This window comes from Kosakonia sp. CFBP8986, from assembly GCF_034044935.1.
Lineage (GTDB): Bacteria > Pseudomonadota > Gammaproteobacteria > Enterobacterales > Enterobacteriaceae > Kosakonia > Kosakonia cowanii.
The window spans coordinates 385,703-400,765 of record NZ_JAXCXB010000001.1 but is presented as its reverse complement, the minus strand read 5'-3'; the positions used below and the strand labels follow the sequence as shown (position 1 = coordinate 400,765).

The window sequence follows — 15,063 nt, the reverse complement described above, 5'->3', positions numbered from 1 at the left end:
CCATGGCGCAGTGGTCCACGGCCTGCACCGACTGGGAAAACCGCCTCATCGACGGCGAGTCCATCATTCCGCCGCCCATATTCGCTGACCAGGCTGAACAGGCGCTGAGCATATTCCGCGAACTCCGTGTTTCAGACCTCCCCGGCAAGCCCACATTCGGTGAGTGTTCCGAGGCGTGGGTGTTCGACTTTGTGAAAGTCATCTTCGGCGGGTACGACGCCGAGACCGGTAACCAGCTCATCCGTGAATACGGTCTGCTGATATCGAAGAAGAACACCAAGTCGACGATTGCCGCCGGCATTATGCTGACCGCGCTCATTCTCTGCTGGCGTGAGGACGAGGAGCATCTCATTCTTGCGCCGACAAAAGAGGTGGCCGACAACAGTTTCAAACCCGCCGCCGGCATGATCCGCGCGGATGAAGAACTGTCAGATATGTTCCAGATTCAGGATCACATCCGCACCATCACCCACCGGGTCACGCGAAACACGCTGAAAGTGGTCGCCGCTGATACCGATACGGTCTCCGGGAAGAAGTCAGGCCGCATTCTCGTCGACGAACTGTGGCTTTTCGGCAAGCGCGCTAACGCAGAGGCGATGTTTATGGAGGCACTCGGCGGCCAGGTATCGCGTAATGAAGGCTGGGTGATTTACCTCACCACGCAGAGCGATGACCCGCCGGCGGGCGTGTTTAAGGAGCGTCTCGATTACTGGCGCGATGTGCGCGACGGCAAAATCAGCGATCCGAAAACGCTGGGGATCCTCTACGAATTCCCGGACAGCATGATCCAGACCAAGGCTTATCTTCAGCCTGAAAACTTCTATATCACCAACCCGAACATCGGCCTTTCCGTCAGTCCGGAGTGGATAGCCGATAACCTGCGAAAGAACCAGGCGAAAACTGATGGCACGCTGCAGCAGTTTCTGGCGAAACACCTCAACATCGAAATCGGCCTCAACCTGCGCAGCGACCGCTGGGCGGGCGTCGATTTCTGGGAGCAGCAGGCGAGGCGTGTGAGCTTTAACGATTTGCTGCAGCGCGCGGAGGTGATCGCGGTCGGCATTGACGGCGGCGGGCTTGATGACCTGCTCGGGTTCAGTGCCGTCGGGCGCGATGCCGAGACGCGGGAATGGCTCTGCTGGTGTCATGCCTGGGCACATGAAATAGCAATCCGGCGCCGTAAAAGCGAGGAATCACGGTTTAACGACTTTGTGAAAGCCGGTGACCTGACCATTGTGAAGCGTGTCGGGCAGGACACGGAAGAGGTGGCGGAGTACGTCAGCCGCATCCACACCGCCGAGCTGCTCGACAAGATTGGCATTGACCCCTCCGGTGTGGGGCAGATCCTCGACGCACTTATCGAGGCGGAGATTCCCGCTGATGCCGTGGTGGGCGTCAGTCAGGGCTGGCGCCTCGGCGGTGCGATAAAAACGACCGAACGCAAGCTTGCCGAAGGTGTGCTGGTGCATGCCGGGCAGCCCATGATGGCCTGGTGCGTGGGCAATGCCCGCGTCGAGCCAAAAGGCAATGCGATCCTCATTACCAAGCAGGCCAGCGGCAAGGGCAAGATTGACCCGCTCATGGCGTTGTTTAATGCCGTTTCGCTTATGGCGCTGAACCCTGAGGCGAAGAAGCAGGATTATCAGGTGCATTTCATATGACAGCTATGTCAGTCAACAACCCGCTCCGGCGGGTTTTTTCGTTTCAGGAGGCAGCAAAATGACGCTTAAGCGCGCATGCACCCTCATGACGGTGAAAGCGGTAAACGAGGATGAGCGGATCATTACCGGCATCGCCTCCACGCCATCGCCGGATCGTGACGGGGACATTATGGAGCCGGAGGGCGCGAAGTTTCGCAGCGACACGCCGTTTCTCTGGCAGCACGACCGGTCCCAGCCCATTGGTACCTGTACCCCGAAAATGGTGAAAGAAGGGCTGCAGATCACCGCAAAACTGGTGAAGCCAACTGCGGATATGCCCTCCCAGCTGGTTGCCCGGCTCGATGAGGCCTGGGCATCCATCAAGGCCGGGCTGGTACGCGGGCTCTCCATCGGCTTCCGCCCCATTGAATATTCGTTCCTGGACGAGGGCGGGATCCGCTTTCTGTCCTGGGATCTTCTTGAAGTTTCAGCTGTGACCATTCCGGCAAACGCCGAATGCTCCATCAATACCGTGAAATCTTATGACCGCCAGTTACTCGCCGCGTCCGGCAATGAGAAACCGGTGGTGAAATCGACCCAGCCCGCTGGCGCTACAGCACCCAAAACCAATACCAAAAAAGGAAACAGTTCGATGAATATCGCAGAACAAATCAAAAGCTTTGAAGCGAAGCGTGCGGCGCTGGCGGCGTCTCTCTCTGACGTAATGACTAAGGCCGCTGAAGACGGACGCACGCTGGATGCTGAAGAAGAGGAGGCCTATGACAACACTTCTTCCGAAATCAAATCCGTCGATGCGCACCTGAAGCGACTGCGCGATATGGAATCCAGCATCGCCCAGACAGCAAAGCCGGTCAGCAAAGCCGCCGGCGGTGATGTCAGTACGGTGACCGCGCCGGGTATCATTCGTGTTGAGCCGAAGCTGGAAAAAGGTATCGCCTTTGCCCGCTTTACTAAGGCTCTGGCAGCTGCCAAAGGCGCGCGAACGGAAGCGCTGCAGATCGCCAAAAACAAATATCCGGAAGATATCAAACTTCACCACGTTCTTAAGGCCGCTGTCAGCGCAGGCACAACTACCGATCCGCAGTGGGCCGGCGCGCTGGTTGAATATCAGGATTTTGCCAATGACTTTGTGGAGTTCCTGCGACCGCAGACCATCATTGGTAAATTCGGTACCGGTAATATCCCGTCGCTGCGCGAAGTCCCTTTTAACATTCGTGTGCCCGTGCAGACCTCTGGTGGCTCTGCGGACTGGGTTGGACAGGGTAAGCCCAAACCGCTGACCAATTTCAACTTCGAAACCATCACGTTTGGTTTCTCCAAAGTAGCTGCAATTTCGGTTCTGACCGAAGAGCTTTTGCGTTTTTCTAACCCTAAAGCAGATGTACTGGTACGTAACTCCCTGGCTGAAGCGGTCATCGCCCGCCTAGATGCGGATTTCGTCAACCCCACTAAAGGCGAAGTTAACGGCGTCTCGCCGGGTTCTATCACCAATGGCGCGCCGACTATTCCCAGCACCGGCATTCCGGATGATGACAGTACTGCAGCATTTCAGGTGTTCATTAACGCCAACCTGCAGCCAACCGGTGCGGTATGGCTGATGTCCAGCTCAACAGCGCTTGCGCTTTCCAAACGTAAGAATGCGCTGGGGCAGAAAGAATATCCGGAAATGAATATGTTCGGCGGTGTTTTCGAGGGGCTCCCGGCGATCGTCTCCCAGTACGTCGGCAACCAGCTGGTGCTGGTGAACGCACCCGATGTTTACCTGGCAGATGAAGGCGGGGTGGCAGTCGATATGTCGAGCGAAGCCTCGCTGGAAATGGAATCTGCCCCGACCCATGACAGCGTAACGCCAACAGGTGTTGAACTGGTCTCGATGTGGCAGACCAACAGCGTGGCCATCCGTGCAGAGCGCTGGATCAACTGGAAGCGTCGCCGTACCGCTGCGGTGGCTGTCATTTCCGGTGTGAACTACGGTACCGGCCAGGGCAGCTAATCCACTCAGGAGGGCGGGGAAAAACCCCGCCATATTGCATGGCAAAAATCAGGTATCTGCAACGCACACATGACTCACGACCCGGTGACGAAAAGAACGTGGACGATGCATGCGCGAGAGTGCTGGTGCTGCTGGGCATGGCTGAGTACACCGGCGCAAAGCGCGCGGGTGGCGGGAAAAAGAAAAATAATACGGGGAACGGCTGATGTGGAATCCTTTCCGGAGAAGAGAAAAAGCACTTCAGCAGCCAGCAAGTCGCGGCGGCTGGATGTCCCTTATCAGTGAGCCTTTTTCGGGTGCCTGGCAGCGTAATCTGGAAATTAAACCGACGACAGTGCTTTCCTTTCACGCCGTGTTTTCCTGTATATCGCTGATCGCGAGCGATATCTCAAAGATGCCTCTGCGGCTGATGCGCCGGGACTCAAACGGCATCTGGAAAGAAAACAATAACGGCACCCCCGCGAGGATTTACAGACGTCCGAATGCGTTTCAGAACCGGATGCAGTTTTTCGAGTGCTGGCTCAATTCGAAGCTTTGCCACGGGAATACGGTTGTCCTGAAGATCCGGAACACCCGCGGGGATATAACCGAACTGCGCATCCTGGACTGGAACAAAGTGACGCCGCTGGTGGCGGATGACGGGTCTGTTTTCTACCAGATTAACCCCGACAACATGACGGGCATCGATGCTTCTGTAACGGTCCCCGCCCGCGAGGTGATCCACGATCGCTTCAACTGCCTGTTTCATCCGCTAATCGGGCTCTCACCGATTTATGCGGCTGGCCTGGCTGCGATGCAGGGTCACCATATTCAGGAAAACTCAGCGCACTTTTTCCGCAACGGCAGTAAGCCGAGCGGGGTCATTGAAGTGCCCGGTACTATCACTGATGAAAACGCCCGGAAACTGAAAGCGAACTGGGACACGGGCTATACAGGCGAAAACGCAGGCAAAACGGGGCTGCTGAGTAACGGCGCAAAATACAATCCCATTTCTATGTCTGCTGACGATGCGAAGGTCGTTGAGCAGTTGCAGATGTCAGAAAAAATTGTCTGCTCAACGTTTCACGTCCCGGCCTATAAAGCCGGCGTCGGCGATCTTCCTTCCTACGACAACATCGAGGCGCTGGAGCAGCAGTATTATTCGCAGTGTCTCCAGACGCTGATTGAGTCGATCGAGCTGCTTCTCGATGAGGCGTTCGAACTGGAAGACGATGCCGGTACCGAGTTTGACGTCAGCGCGCTGCTGCGTATGGACAGTGAACGCCGTATCAAAACGCTGGGTGAAGGTGTCAAAAACACAATCCTCACGCCGAATGAGGCGCGGCGCAGTGAAAACCTGCCGCCGGTGACGGGCGGTGATGAGCTGTATCTGCAGCAGCAGAATTTCAGCCTGGGTGCGCTGGCGCGCCGCGATGCCTCTGACGATCCGTTCGGCAAAAAGAGCGCATCGCCGCAGCCAGTCAGTGATGAAGCAAAGGCATTGTCTGACGCAGAGCAGGCGGCGGCAAAAGCCATGCTCAGAGGATTGCTTACCAAATGAATGAACGTGAATTAACTCTCATCAAAGTGCTGGGCGAGGAGTTCGGGCTTGTTCTTGATGGCATGCGGGAAGGATTCCGTAAAAGCCTCGAGGAGCAGCGCCAGGCCTTCGACGTAAAACTCACCCACCTCGAAGAACTCATCGCAGATATCAAAAGCGCAGAACCGCCGGATCTGTCGGCGATGGTAAGGGACGCCGTCTCTCAGCTGCCTGAGCCAGAACTGCCGCAGCTGCCGGATATCGCTTCTATGGTCAGCAATGCGGTAGCCGCCATACCACCTGCGCAGGACGGTAAAAGTCTGACACCAGACGACGTGGCGCCCATGCTGCAGCAGATGGTGGATCGGGCGGTCAGCGCGATGCCCGTCCCCCGCGATGGCAAGGATTACGATCCTGACATGCTGCATCATGCCGTGAAAGCGGCAGTGGATGACGCCGTAGCGGCAATCCCGGTACCCCAGGATGGCAAAAGCCTGACACCTGAGGATGTTGGGCCTCTGCTGCAGCAGATGGTGGATCGGGCGGTCAGCGCGATGCCCGTGCCCCGCGACGGCAAGGATTACGATCCTGACATGCTGCATCAGGCCGTGAAAGCGGCAGTGGATGACGCCGTAGCGGCAATCCCGATACCGCAGGACGGCAGGAGCCTCACGGCTGACGATGTGCAGCCTATGCTGCAGGCGCTTGTTACGGAATCCATGCCGGTTTTGCCTGATGTCAAAGCACTGGTCAGCGAAGCCGTTGCAGCTCTACCTGTACCCGAACCGGCCAGAGATGGCGAGGACGGTCGCGACGCGCTGGCGCTGGAACTGCTTCCCTTTATTGATGAGGGGAAAAGTTACCCGCGCGGATCTTACGCTACCCACAACGGCGGGCTGTGGCGCGCCTATGAAAAAACGCATGGCATGCGCGGCTGGGAATGTGTGGTGGATGGCGTGGCGGGCGTTGACATTGAACGTTCAGATCAGCGGCGTTTCACCCTGACGGTTAATCGCGCGAGCGGCGGCAGCGAAACAAAATCGTTTGACGTTCCGGTCATGATTTACCAGGGCGTTTTCAAATCCGGTCAGGACTATCTGCCCGGCGATACGGTGACATGGGGCGGTTCGCTCTGGCACTGCGACGAACCGACGCAGGATAAACCCGGCGAAACAGGCTCGAAAGGCTGGACACTTGCCACCAAGCGCGGGCGTGACGGGAGGGATAAAACGTGATTGAGCTCGTGACTCTCGAACAGGCAAAGGATCACCTGCGCATAGATGCTGATGCCGGTGATGACGATCTCAAGCTGAAAATTCAGGCCGGTAGCGCCGCCATTCTTGCTTATGTCCAGGGCAGCCGGGAGCGAATCGTTGCCGGTAATGGCGCTCTCATTGAGGGCGAGCCGCTGCGACGCGCACAGACAGCGCTGCTTATGCTGCTGGGCTGGCTCGACCGCAACCGCGGCGGTGAAGAGGAAGAGAAGCTACAACAGGGGGAACTGCCGTTCTCGGTCACAATGCTTATCTACGATCTTCGCTGCCCCACCATTCTCTGACCGGAGGCGTTATGCACGCTGGGCGCTTGCGCGACCAAATTATCGTAATGAATTCCGTTCCCGTCCGCACCCCCTCCGGTGATGTTAAACCGGAATGGCAGGAGGGAAAGACTGTCTGGGCCGAGGTGAAAGGCATCAGTGGCCGGGAAATCATCTCTGCCGGCGCTGAAAAAGCCGAAGCGACTGTCCGGGTATGGGTCCGGTATCGCAGTGACATTTCAGCCGCATCACGTCTGAGTGTTAAAAGTGGTGCCTTTAAAGGGCTGACGCTGGAAGTGACGGGGCCGCCCATCCCGGATGCCGGGTGCTCTCAGCTCGAAATTCTCTGCAAACAGGGGGTAAAACCATGATAGGTACCAGCCTCGATTTCTCCGGCCTGCTCGATTTGTCGGAGGATCTCGCCACGCTCAGCAAAGCAGAAAACCGCAAGGTGATGCGCGATGCCACGCGTGCCGGGGCAACCATTTTCAAAGATGAAGCGGTAAGCCGCGCACCGGTGAAAACGGGGAAACTCAAAAAGAATATCGTCGTGCTGACGCAGCGTGAGCGCAACGGGGCGATATCTTCCGGTGTTCATATACGCGGTACCAACCCGCGCACCGGCGCCAGCGACAAGACGATGAAAGCCAGCGACCCGCGTAATGCCTACTACTGGCGCTTTATCGAAATGGGTACCTCGACCATGCCGCCCGTGCCGTTCGTCAGGCCTGCCTATGAGGCGCGTGAAGATGATGCGGTAAACGCCGCGTTCGCCGAAGCCAATGCGGCGATCGACAGGGTGCTTTCAAAATGACCGAGGCCGACGTTTACTCGCTGATCGGCGCGCTGGCCGACGGACAGGTTTACCCCGGCGTCGTGCCGCTTAACGGCCAGGGTGAACCAGCAGTTGCGCCGCCGTGGATCACATTCACGCAGGTGGTTCAGACCTATGGCGACACTTTCTGCGGTCCGGCGGAGGAAAACACATCTCTCCAGGTTGACGTATACGCGTCCTCGGTGGATGAGGCCCGCGCGCTGCGCGAAGAGGCGATCGCTGCGCTGACGCCGCTGGGATTCACCCGCATGAGCAAAACCGGCGGTTACGAGCCCGAAACAGGCCTGCGCCGTGCAACGGCAGAAGTCCACGTTCTTCAGTAATCCCTACCCACTTAACCCCCAGGCCGCCGCGAGGCGGTTTTTTTATATCCGGAGACACTATGTCCGCACTTTATGAAAAATCGCAGTTAACGAAGATCCTGATCTCTTCGCTGCCAGCAACGAAAGATACGATGGCAAGTGCCACCTATCTTGATCTGAGCTGCACGCTCAAAGAGGTCCAGTTCACCGGTGGCCAGAAACAGGACATCGACGTCACCACCCTGTGCTCGACCGAACAGGAGAACATCAACGGCCTGCCGGCTCCGTCGGAGATTTCTCTGTCCGGTAACTTCTTCAAAAATGCGGCTCAGGATGCACTGCGTGACGCATATGACAACGACACCACGTATGCCTTTCAGGTTATCTTCCCGTCCGGTAAAGGCTTCCGTTTTCTGGCTGAAGTGCGTCAGCACACTTGGTCATCCGGTACCAACGGCGTGGTCGCGGCCACCTTTTCCCTGCGCCTGAAAGGCAAACCTGAAAACATCGAACCCGGTTCGTAAGGAAAATCATGTCCATTAAAGAGCTTGCCCTGGCGAAACACTCCGGGTTTCGTCATAAAACCGTCACCGTGCCCGAATGGGGCGGTGTGAATGTTGTTCTGCGCGAGCCATCCGGTGAAGCCTGGCTGCGCTGGCAGGAGATCGCCGGAACTGACATCAAGGCTGAAGAGCTTTCGGTGTCGGAGCGCGCGAACCGCAACTTGCGCGCTGATGTCGCACTTTTTCTCGATGTGCTCTGCGACGAGGACAAGCAGCAGGTTTTTACCCGGGACGATGAAGATGAAGTGCGTGCCATCTATGGCCCCGTGCATTCCCGTCTGCTTAAACAGGCGCTTGATCTGATCGCATCCGGGGATGATGCCCGGGAAAAGTCGCCACCCCCGGCGTTAAATTCCTGATGTCGCTTGCGCTCCGTATGGGGCGCACGCTTTCAGAACTCAGGCAGAGCATGACGGCCAGTGAAATGCTGATGTGGATTGAATACGACAGGATAAGCCCGGTCGGCGATATCCGCGGGGATATTCAGGCGGCGCAGATTGTGTCTGCCGTATATGGTTCGCAGGGTGCAAAAGTGCCGCTGAGTGATGCCATTCTGCAGTGGGGGGGAGAGGAGCAACAAACAGACAAGGATCCGTTTGCCGGGCTTGAGGATGCACTTACCGAGGCTACGAAGTAACTTTTTCAATATCAAATCTGATGAAGAATATTTAAAAACGGCCATGCGAAATGCTGGTCCAGAAGAACAATGAACCGCTCCGGCGGTTTTTTTTCGTCCGGAGAATGGTAATGGCAACGCTTCGCGAACTTATTATAAAAATTTCTGCTGACTCCAGCTCATTCCAGAGTGAGATCACCCGCGCCTCTCGCATGGGCTCCGACTATTACAGAACAATGCAGGCGGGAGGCCGCCAGGCGGCGGCTGCTGCTAAAGAAAGTGAAAGGGCGTTATCTGATCTCACTAATGGTTTTGCCTCAGCAGGTAAAGCCGCAGCTGCGGCAACTGCGGCTTTTGCTACCGGCAAGCTGGTACAGATTGCAGACGAATGGAACTCAGTAAATGCTCGTCTTCAACAGGCTTCTGCTTCGGCTGATGATTTTGCGACTTCACAACGTCAGCTTATGGAAATCAGTCAGCGCACGGGTACAGCGTTCTCTGATAATGCCAACCTCTTCGCCCGCGCAGCTGCATCGATGCGCGAATACGGCTATAGCTCGGAAGAAGTGCTCAAAATCACCGAAGCCGTTTCAACAGGGCTCAAGCTTTCCGGTGCCAGCACGCAGGAATCAAGCTCTGTCATTACGCAGTTTAGCCAGGCACTGGCTCAGGGCGTTTTGCGTGGCGAAGAGTTTAATGCGGTAAACGAATCGGGTGATCGTGTCATCCGTGCCCTTGCCACAGGCATGGGCGTAGCGCGCAAAGACCTCAAGAGTATGGCCGACCAGGGCAAGCTCACAATCGATAAAGTGGTGCCAGCATTAATGAGCCAGCTTGGAGCGTTACAGGGTGAGTTTGCAACGATGCCGCAGACTGTTTCAGGCTCATTGCAAAAAGTCACTAACTCATTCATGGGGTGGGTCGGAGGAGTTAACGCAGCAACGGGTGCCACGGATGCGCTGTCCGGTGGCCTTGATGGTGTAGCCCAGACACTGGACTCCTTTACTTCATCCGCGGTGAGCGGTGCTCTGAGTGATGTGGCCGACAATATGTCAGTTATCACTACCGTAGCAGGCGCGCTGGTGGGTGTTGGCCTGGCTAAGTATCTCAGCGGAATCGTTACCAGCGCCACGAGTGCGACAGGTGCTTTGATCTCTGCTGCGAAATCAGAAGTTGCTCTCGCAGTAGCGCAAGACAGAGCAGCCCAGTCAGCCGTGGCGGCTTCCAGAGCTGACGTCTATCGTGCACAGCAAGCTTTGCAGAGAGCAAAGGGCGCTGATGTTCAGGCTGCGCAACAGGAAAAAATAGCAGCTGCAGAGGCAAAGGTAACAGCAGCACAGTCCAGGCTCACGACGGCTCTTGCCGGAGGTACAGCAACAGAGAAAGTCAGGGCAAGAGCAGCGCTTGAGCGTGCTCAGGCAGGTCTTGCAGCTGCTAAAAATGCGGACGTACAGGCAGTTGCTGAACGACGACTGGCACAGGCAGAGGCCGCGCGTGACAGGAACCTGGCCAACCGTGTCTCAACCCAAAGTAATCTAAACAGTGTCACCGCTGTCGGATCGCGGCTCATGAGTAGTGCTCTGGGAGTTATCGGCGGTATTCCAGGTCTGGTGATGCTTGGCGCAGGAGCATGGTATGCGGCGTATCAGAATCAGGAACAGGCTCGCCGTTCTGCTCAGGAATACGGCAGAACGATAGATGAGATAAGCAAAAAGACCAGGGCGATGTCTTTGCCGGAAGCTTCCGACAACAGTGAAAAAGCCAAAAAAGCTCTTGATGAACAGAACAGACTTATCGATGAGCAAAAAAGCAAAATTGAAAGTCTGAAAGAGCAGATTGCCGGATCGCAGTATCTAATCAACAACCCCGGCCCGACTACGAAAGGTGGTTTCATGATCAACCACCTTACATCTCTGAAGACTGTAACTGATGATCTGTCGACTGCAACTGAGCAGTTGTCGGTTGAACAGGAAAGACTTTCTCAAATGCAGGAGAAAGCAGCCTCCATTCAACAAACTCTCGAGGGACTTCAGTACCGTCGGGTCTCGCTGATTAGAGAGGAAGCGGCTAATCAAAATTCTGCCTACCAGTCTCTGCTGATGATGAACGGGCAGCATGAAAAATTTAACCAGTTGCTCGGGCTCGGCAATCAGTTACTGATGGCCAGGCAGGGAATGACTCTGGCACCCCTTCGCGTACCTCAGGCTGAAGCCTCGCAGGCACAGACGGAGGCGCTTGAAAAAAGCCGGCGCGAGCTCGCCTTGTCCCGCCTGAAAGGCGAGGCAAAAGAGCGCGCACGGCTTGGCTATGCTGCTGATGAACTCGGCCTGACGGCTGATCCGCAATTCCAGACCAACCGGCTTGAGTACATCAATAACGGACTTGAAGAATGGCGCAATAACGAGGCCAACAAAAAGCAGCCCAAAGGGCCAAAGACGGACGAAGAAAAGGCCGCTGATGCTTATAAAAGGATGATCAAGCAACAGAAGGAGCAGATCGCCCTGCAGGGCCAGAGTACCGAGCTTGCCAGGGTGAAATACCAGGTGGTTGAAGGCGAACTGTCCACGCTGGACAAGGCGCAGAAGGCTGAACTGATGCGCAACGCTGCCTTAATCGATCAGGTAAAACTGCGTGAGCAGCTGCGTAATTACGAGGCGAATCTGGCTGACAGCAACGCCAGCGCCAGGGCGGCGAATGATGCGCAGCTCATTGGTTACGGTCAGGGCACCCGGTTCCGTGAGCGGATGCAGGAGCAGTTTAATATCCGTAAGGAGTTTGAGCAGAAGAATACCGATTTGCTCCGGCAGCGGCAGGCCGGGGACATTGACGAAACCTTCTACCAGCAGGGGCTGGCACTTAACAAACGCTATCTGGAAGAGCGGCTGCGCGACCAGGAGGGGTATTACACCGCTTCCGATGCGCAACGCAGTGACTGGTTGACAGGCATGTCTGAGGGCTATGCGAACTGGGTTGACGAGGCAACGGACTATTCCGCGATGGCTGCTGACGGGATGAAGCAGGCCATGGGCGGTGCGGTGACCACCATTACCGACATGCTCAACGGCAATCTTGACAGCTGGAAAGACTGGGGCATGAACGTGCTGAAAATTATCGAGACCGTTCTCGTTAATATGATGGTCGCGAATGCCGCGAGTTCTCTCGGCTCGCTCTTCAGCTTTGGTGCTTCATCTGCCGCAACGGCCAGCAGCGGGACGGCCATACAGAGCGCTGCGTCAAACTTCACCTTCAACGCCAAAGGTGGCGTCTACGACTCACCCTCCCTCAGTGCCTACAGCGGTGGTGTCTACCAGACCCCACAGCTCTTTGCCTTTGCGAAAGGGGCCGGGGTGTTTGGCGAAGCAGGTCCGGAGGCAATTATGCCGCTCACGCGCGCGGCGGATGGTTCGCTCGGCGTTCGCGCAGTCGGCGCGCCTCAGTTTTCCGGCGGTGGCCCGTCCGTGTCGTTTGGCGATATCAACATCAATGGCGGTGCGCAGTCCACGGCAGGGCAGGGAGCAGCCGCAACTGCCGGCAGGCAACTCAAGGATGCAATCGTGACGGTGATTAATGAGCAGGCCAGCATGCCCGGATCCCCATTATGGCGGCTTTTAAAAGGAGCGTGATATGGCAGTTGAGACCTTCTCCTGGTGCCCGAAGGTGGCGGCGCAGGCTGATACCAGTTTCCGCACCCGCAAAGCGCAGTTCGGGGATAATTATGCACAGGTGGCCGGGGATGGCATCAACCCGGTCACATCGCAATGGAGCGTGAGTTTTACCGGCGATGAGGCCTATGTCGGGGCCATAAAGGCGTTTCTGAAGCGGCATGCTGGCTGGAAGTCCTTCATCTGGAAGCCGCCCCTGGAGCCCGCAGGGTTATGGCGATCTGAATCTATTCAGATAGCCACCCACGGCGCAGATCTTTACACCCTCAGCACCACATTCATTCAGGCATACCATCCATGAGCATTTCATCTGATGTCCAGAAACTGGAGCCGGGCAGCCGTGTCCGCCTTATCGAGGTTGACGGCGAGGCGTTCGGCGCCGGCATTCTGCGTTTTCATAACGAAACCCTCCCTCACACAGAGGCCGATATCATTGCTGCGAGCGGCGATGCGTCGAAGCTCCAGCCGAAATCGGTATGGTGGCAGGGGCTGGAGTACGGTGCGTGGCCATTTGAACTGACCGGCCTGTCCGTCAGCAGCGACGGGCAGAGCGCCCGCCCGACACTGACCGTGGCAAATATCTCCGGCACGATAGGCGCGCTCTGTCGTCGCTTTCAGGGAATGGCAAAGGCAAAAGTGATTATCCACGAGACCTTCGCTCATTACCTTGATGCCCGCAATTTTGCCGGCGGCAATCCCGGCGCTAATCCGAATGAGGAGCGCAAACAGGTCTATTACATTGACCGTAAATCCAGTTCGGATGATGAAACCGTGGAGTTTGAACTGTCCAGCCCGGCAGACCTGCGGGGACAGCTTATCCCCACGCGGCAGATCCAGCCCATGTGCACCTGGTGCATGCGCGGGTGGTACAAAACCGGCAACGGCTGCACCTATGCCGGGCAGAATGGCTGGTTCGATAAGGACGGCAACCGGGTGGATGATCCTTCGAAGGACGTGTGCTCAGGCCTGTTGTCGACCGGGTGTAAACCCCGGTTCGGCGCCAACAATGAACTCGACTACGGCGGCTTTCCGGGTGCGTCACTTCTGAGGGGGTAACATGCGGGACAAGACAATCAGCGCGATTCTCGCGCATGCGGCGCAGGCGTTCCCGGCTGAATGCTGCGGTGTGGTGATCCAGAAGGGACGGGTTGAGAAGTATATCGCCTGCCGGAATCTGGCCACCTCCCCGGAGGAGCAGTTTGAACTGTCACCGGAGGATTACGCGGCAGCCGAAGAGCAGGGCACAGTGGTTGCCGTGGTGCACAGCCACCCCGGCGACGGCGCCACGACGCAGCCGAGTGAACTCGACATGCTGATGTGCGACGCGACCGAAGTGCCGTGGGTGATCGCTTCATGGCCTGAAGGCGATATCCGCACCATCATGCCGCGCGGCAATCGCCCGCTGACCGGGCGTCAGTTTGTGCTCGGGCATGCTGACTGCTGGTCCCTTATCCGGGACTATTTTCGCATCGAGCACAATATCGACCTGCCCGACTACAGCGTTGATCACCACTGGTGGGAGGAGGGCGAAAACCTCTATATGGATAACTGGCACGACTGCGGATTCAGGGAGTTCGACGGTCCCCTGCAGCCCGGTGATATGGTCATCATGCAGGTGCAGTCCAGCGTGCCAAATCATGCCGGTGTCCTGCTGGAGGGCAACATGCTGCTGCACCACCTGTACGGGCAGCTTAGTCAGCGCATTCCGTATGGCGGCTATTACCGTGATCGCACCATTAAAGTTTTACGGTACAAGGATCTGATGTAATGGAAAAACGAACCGTTATCAAACTGAGCGGGTCGATGGCGCAGCGCTTCGGACGCACGCACCGCCGGGCGCTGTCTTCTGCCAGCGAGGTTTTCAGGGCGCTGTCCAGCACTGTGGACGGCTTTGAGGATTATCTCCGTGAGGCGCGCGCCAGAGGCCTGGATTTCGTCATCTTCCGCGATCGCCGCAACATCAGCCAGGAAGAGTTTTCGCTTCTCGGCCCCGGCGATGAGCTGCGCATCATTCCGGTGATCCGCGGCAGCAAGCGTGCCGGCATCTTCCAGGCTGTGCTCGGGGTTGCCCTGATTGCCGGGGGTATCGCCCTTGGCCCTGCCGGGGCGGGGCTTATTGGTAAAGGGGTCGCGCTGAATGTTGCGCTGGTTGGCGCATCGATGGCGCTGGGGGGCGTGGTTCAGCTGCTGTCGCCGCAGGTGGCAGGGATGAGGATGCGTCAGGATCCGGACAACAAGCCAAGCTATGCATTCGGCGGCCCGGTCAACACTACCGCCAGCGGCAACCCGGTCCCCCTGCTTTACGGCCAGCGGGAGATCGGGGGCGCTGTCATTTCAGCCGGCATTTACGCGGAAGATCAACAGTAAGCCGGTAC

Annotated in this window: 15 protein-coding genes and 1 pseudogene; all 16 read left to right on the top strand. The window is 57.1% G+C overall.

Annotated features, from left to right (window positions below; genetic code table 11):
- Window positions 1-2: 2 nt before the first annotated feature.
- The 16 genes and pseudogenes from SOM48_RS01820 to SOM48_RS01745 all read left to right on the top strand — a co-directional run bounded on the left by SOM48_RS01820 (window position 3) and on the right by SOM48_RS01745 (window position 15,055).
- Window positions 3-1,661: a terminase large subunit gene (locus SOM48_RS01820; RefSeq protein WP_320511312.1), complete on the top strand. Its 1,659-nt coding sequence runs from the start codon at window positions 3-5 to the stop codon at window positions 1,659-1,661.
- A 58-nt stretch (window positions 1,662-1,719) separates the two neighbouring features.
- A complete protein-coding gene (locus SOM48_RS01815) occupies window positions 1,720-3,654 on the top strand; it encodes a phage major capsid protein (RefSeq protein ID WP_320511311.1) in 1,935 nt (644 codons plus the stop codon).
- Between the two features lie 205 nt (window positions 3,655-3,859).
- Entirely contained in the window at window positions 3,860-5,194 is a 1,335-nt protein-coding gene (locus tag SOM48_RS01810) for a phage portal protein (RefSeq protein ID WP_320511310.1), read from the top strand.
- Window positions 5,191-6,408, top strand: a complete 1,218-nt coding sequence (locus SOM48_RS01805) for a phage gp6-like head-tail connector protein (protein ID WP_320511309.1) — start codon at window positions 5,191-5,193, stop codon at window positions 6,406-6,408. Before SOM48_RS01810 ends, SOM48_RS01805 begins: the two co-directional genes overlap by 4 nt.
- Window positions 6,405-6,731: a head-tail connector protein gene (locus SOM48_RS01800; RefSeq protein WP_124967998.1), complete on the top strand. Its 327-nt coding sequence runs from the start codon at window positions 6,405-6,407 to the stop codon at window positions 6,729-6,731. Before SOM48_RS01805 ends, SOM48_RS01800 begins: the two co-directional genes overlap by 4 nt.
- Before the next feature lie 11 nt (window positions 6,732-6,742).
- Window positions 6,743-7,081: a phage head closure protein gene (locus SOM48_RS01795; protein WP_320511308.1), complete on the top strand. Its 339-nt coding sequence runs from the start codon at window positions 6,743-6,745 to the stop codon at window positions 7,079-7,081.
- Window positions 7,078-7,524 (top strand): HK97-gp10 family putative phage morphogenesis protein, encoded by a 447-nt coding sequence (locus SOM48_RS01790; RefSeq protein ID WP_320511307.1) that lies wholly within the window; start codon window positions 7,078-7,080, stop codon window positions 7,522-7,524. Before SOM48_RS01795 ends, SOM48_RS01790 begins: the two co-directional genes overlap by 4 nt.
- The gene (gene gp17 / locus SOM48_RS01785) at window positions 7,521-7,868 is read left to right on the top strand and encodes a tail completion protein gp17 (protein WP_320511306.1); all 348 of its coding nucleotides are present in this window, start codon (window positions 7,521-7,523) and stop codon (window positions 7,866-7,868) included. The genes SOM48_RS01790 and gp17 overlap by 4 nt, the downstream gene beginning before the upstream one ends.
- A gap of 59 nt (window positions 7,869-7,927) precedes the next feature.
- Window positions 7,928-8,347, top strand: a pseudogene (locus tag SOM48_RS01780) (phage tail tube protein); the annotation flags it as partial.
- Between the two features lie 32 nt (window positions 8,348-8,379).
- Window positions 8,380-8,769, top strand: coding sequence for a phage tail assembly chaperone (locus tag SOM48_RS01775; RefSeq protein WP_320511305.1), 390 nt, complete (start codon window positions 8,380-8,382; stop codon window positions 8,767-8,769).
- Window positions 8,769-9,047, top strand: coding sequence for a phage tail assembly protein T (locus SOM48_RS01770; protein WP_128482553.1), 279 nt, complete (start codon window positions 8,769-8,771; stop codon window positions 9,045-9,047). The genes SOM48_RS01775 and SOM48_RS01770 overlap by 1 nt, the downstream gene beginning before the upstream one ends.
- A 110-nt stretch (window positions 9,048-9,157) precedes the next feature.
- A complete protein-coding gene (locus tag SOM48_RS01765; protein ID WP_320511304.1) occupies window positions 9,158-12,649 on the top strand; it encodes a phage tail tape measure protein in 3,492 nt (1,163 codons plus the stop codon).
- A 1-nt stretch (window position 12,650) separates the two neighbouring features.
- Window positions 12,651-12,989, top strand: a complete 339-nt coding sequence (locus tag SOM48_RS01760) for a phage tail protein (protein WP_320511303.1) — start codon at window positions 12,651-12,653, stop codon at window positions 12,987-12,989.
- A complete protein-coding gene (locus tag SOM48_RS01755) occupies window positions 12,986-13,744 on the top strand; it encodes a phage minor tail protein L (protein ID WP_320511302.1) in 759 nt (252 codons plus the stop codon). Before SOM48_RS01760 ends, SOM48_RS01755 begins: the two co-directional genes overlap by 4 nt.
- A gap of 1 nt (window position 13,745) precedes the next feature.
- On the top strand, window positions 13,746-14,456 hold the full coding sequence (locus SOM48_RS01750; RefSeq protein WP_320511301.1) for a C40 family peptidase: 711 nt from the start codon (window positions 13,746-13,748) through the stop codon (window positions 14,454-14,456).
- Window positions 14,456-15,055 (top strand): tail assembly protein, encoded by a 600-nt coding sequence (locus SOM48_RS01745; RefSeq protein WP_232045280.1) that lies wholly within the window; start codon window positions 14,456-14,458, stop codon window positions 15,053-15,055. Before SOM48_RS01750 ends, SOM48_RS01745 begins: the two co-directional genes overlap by 1 nt.
- The last annotated feature ends 8 nt before the right edge of the window (window positions 15,056-15,063 follow it).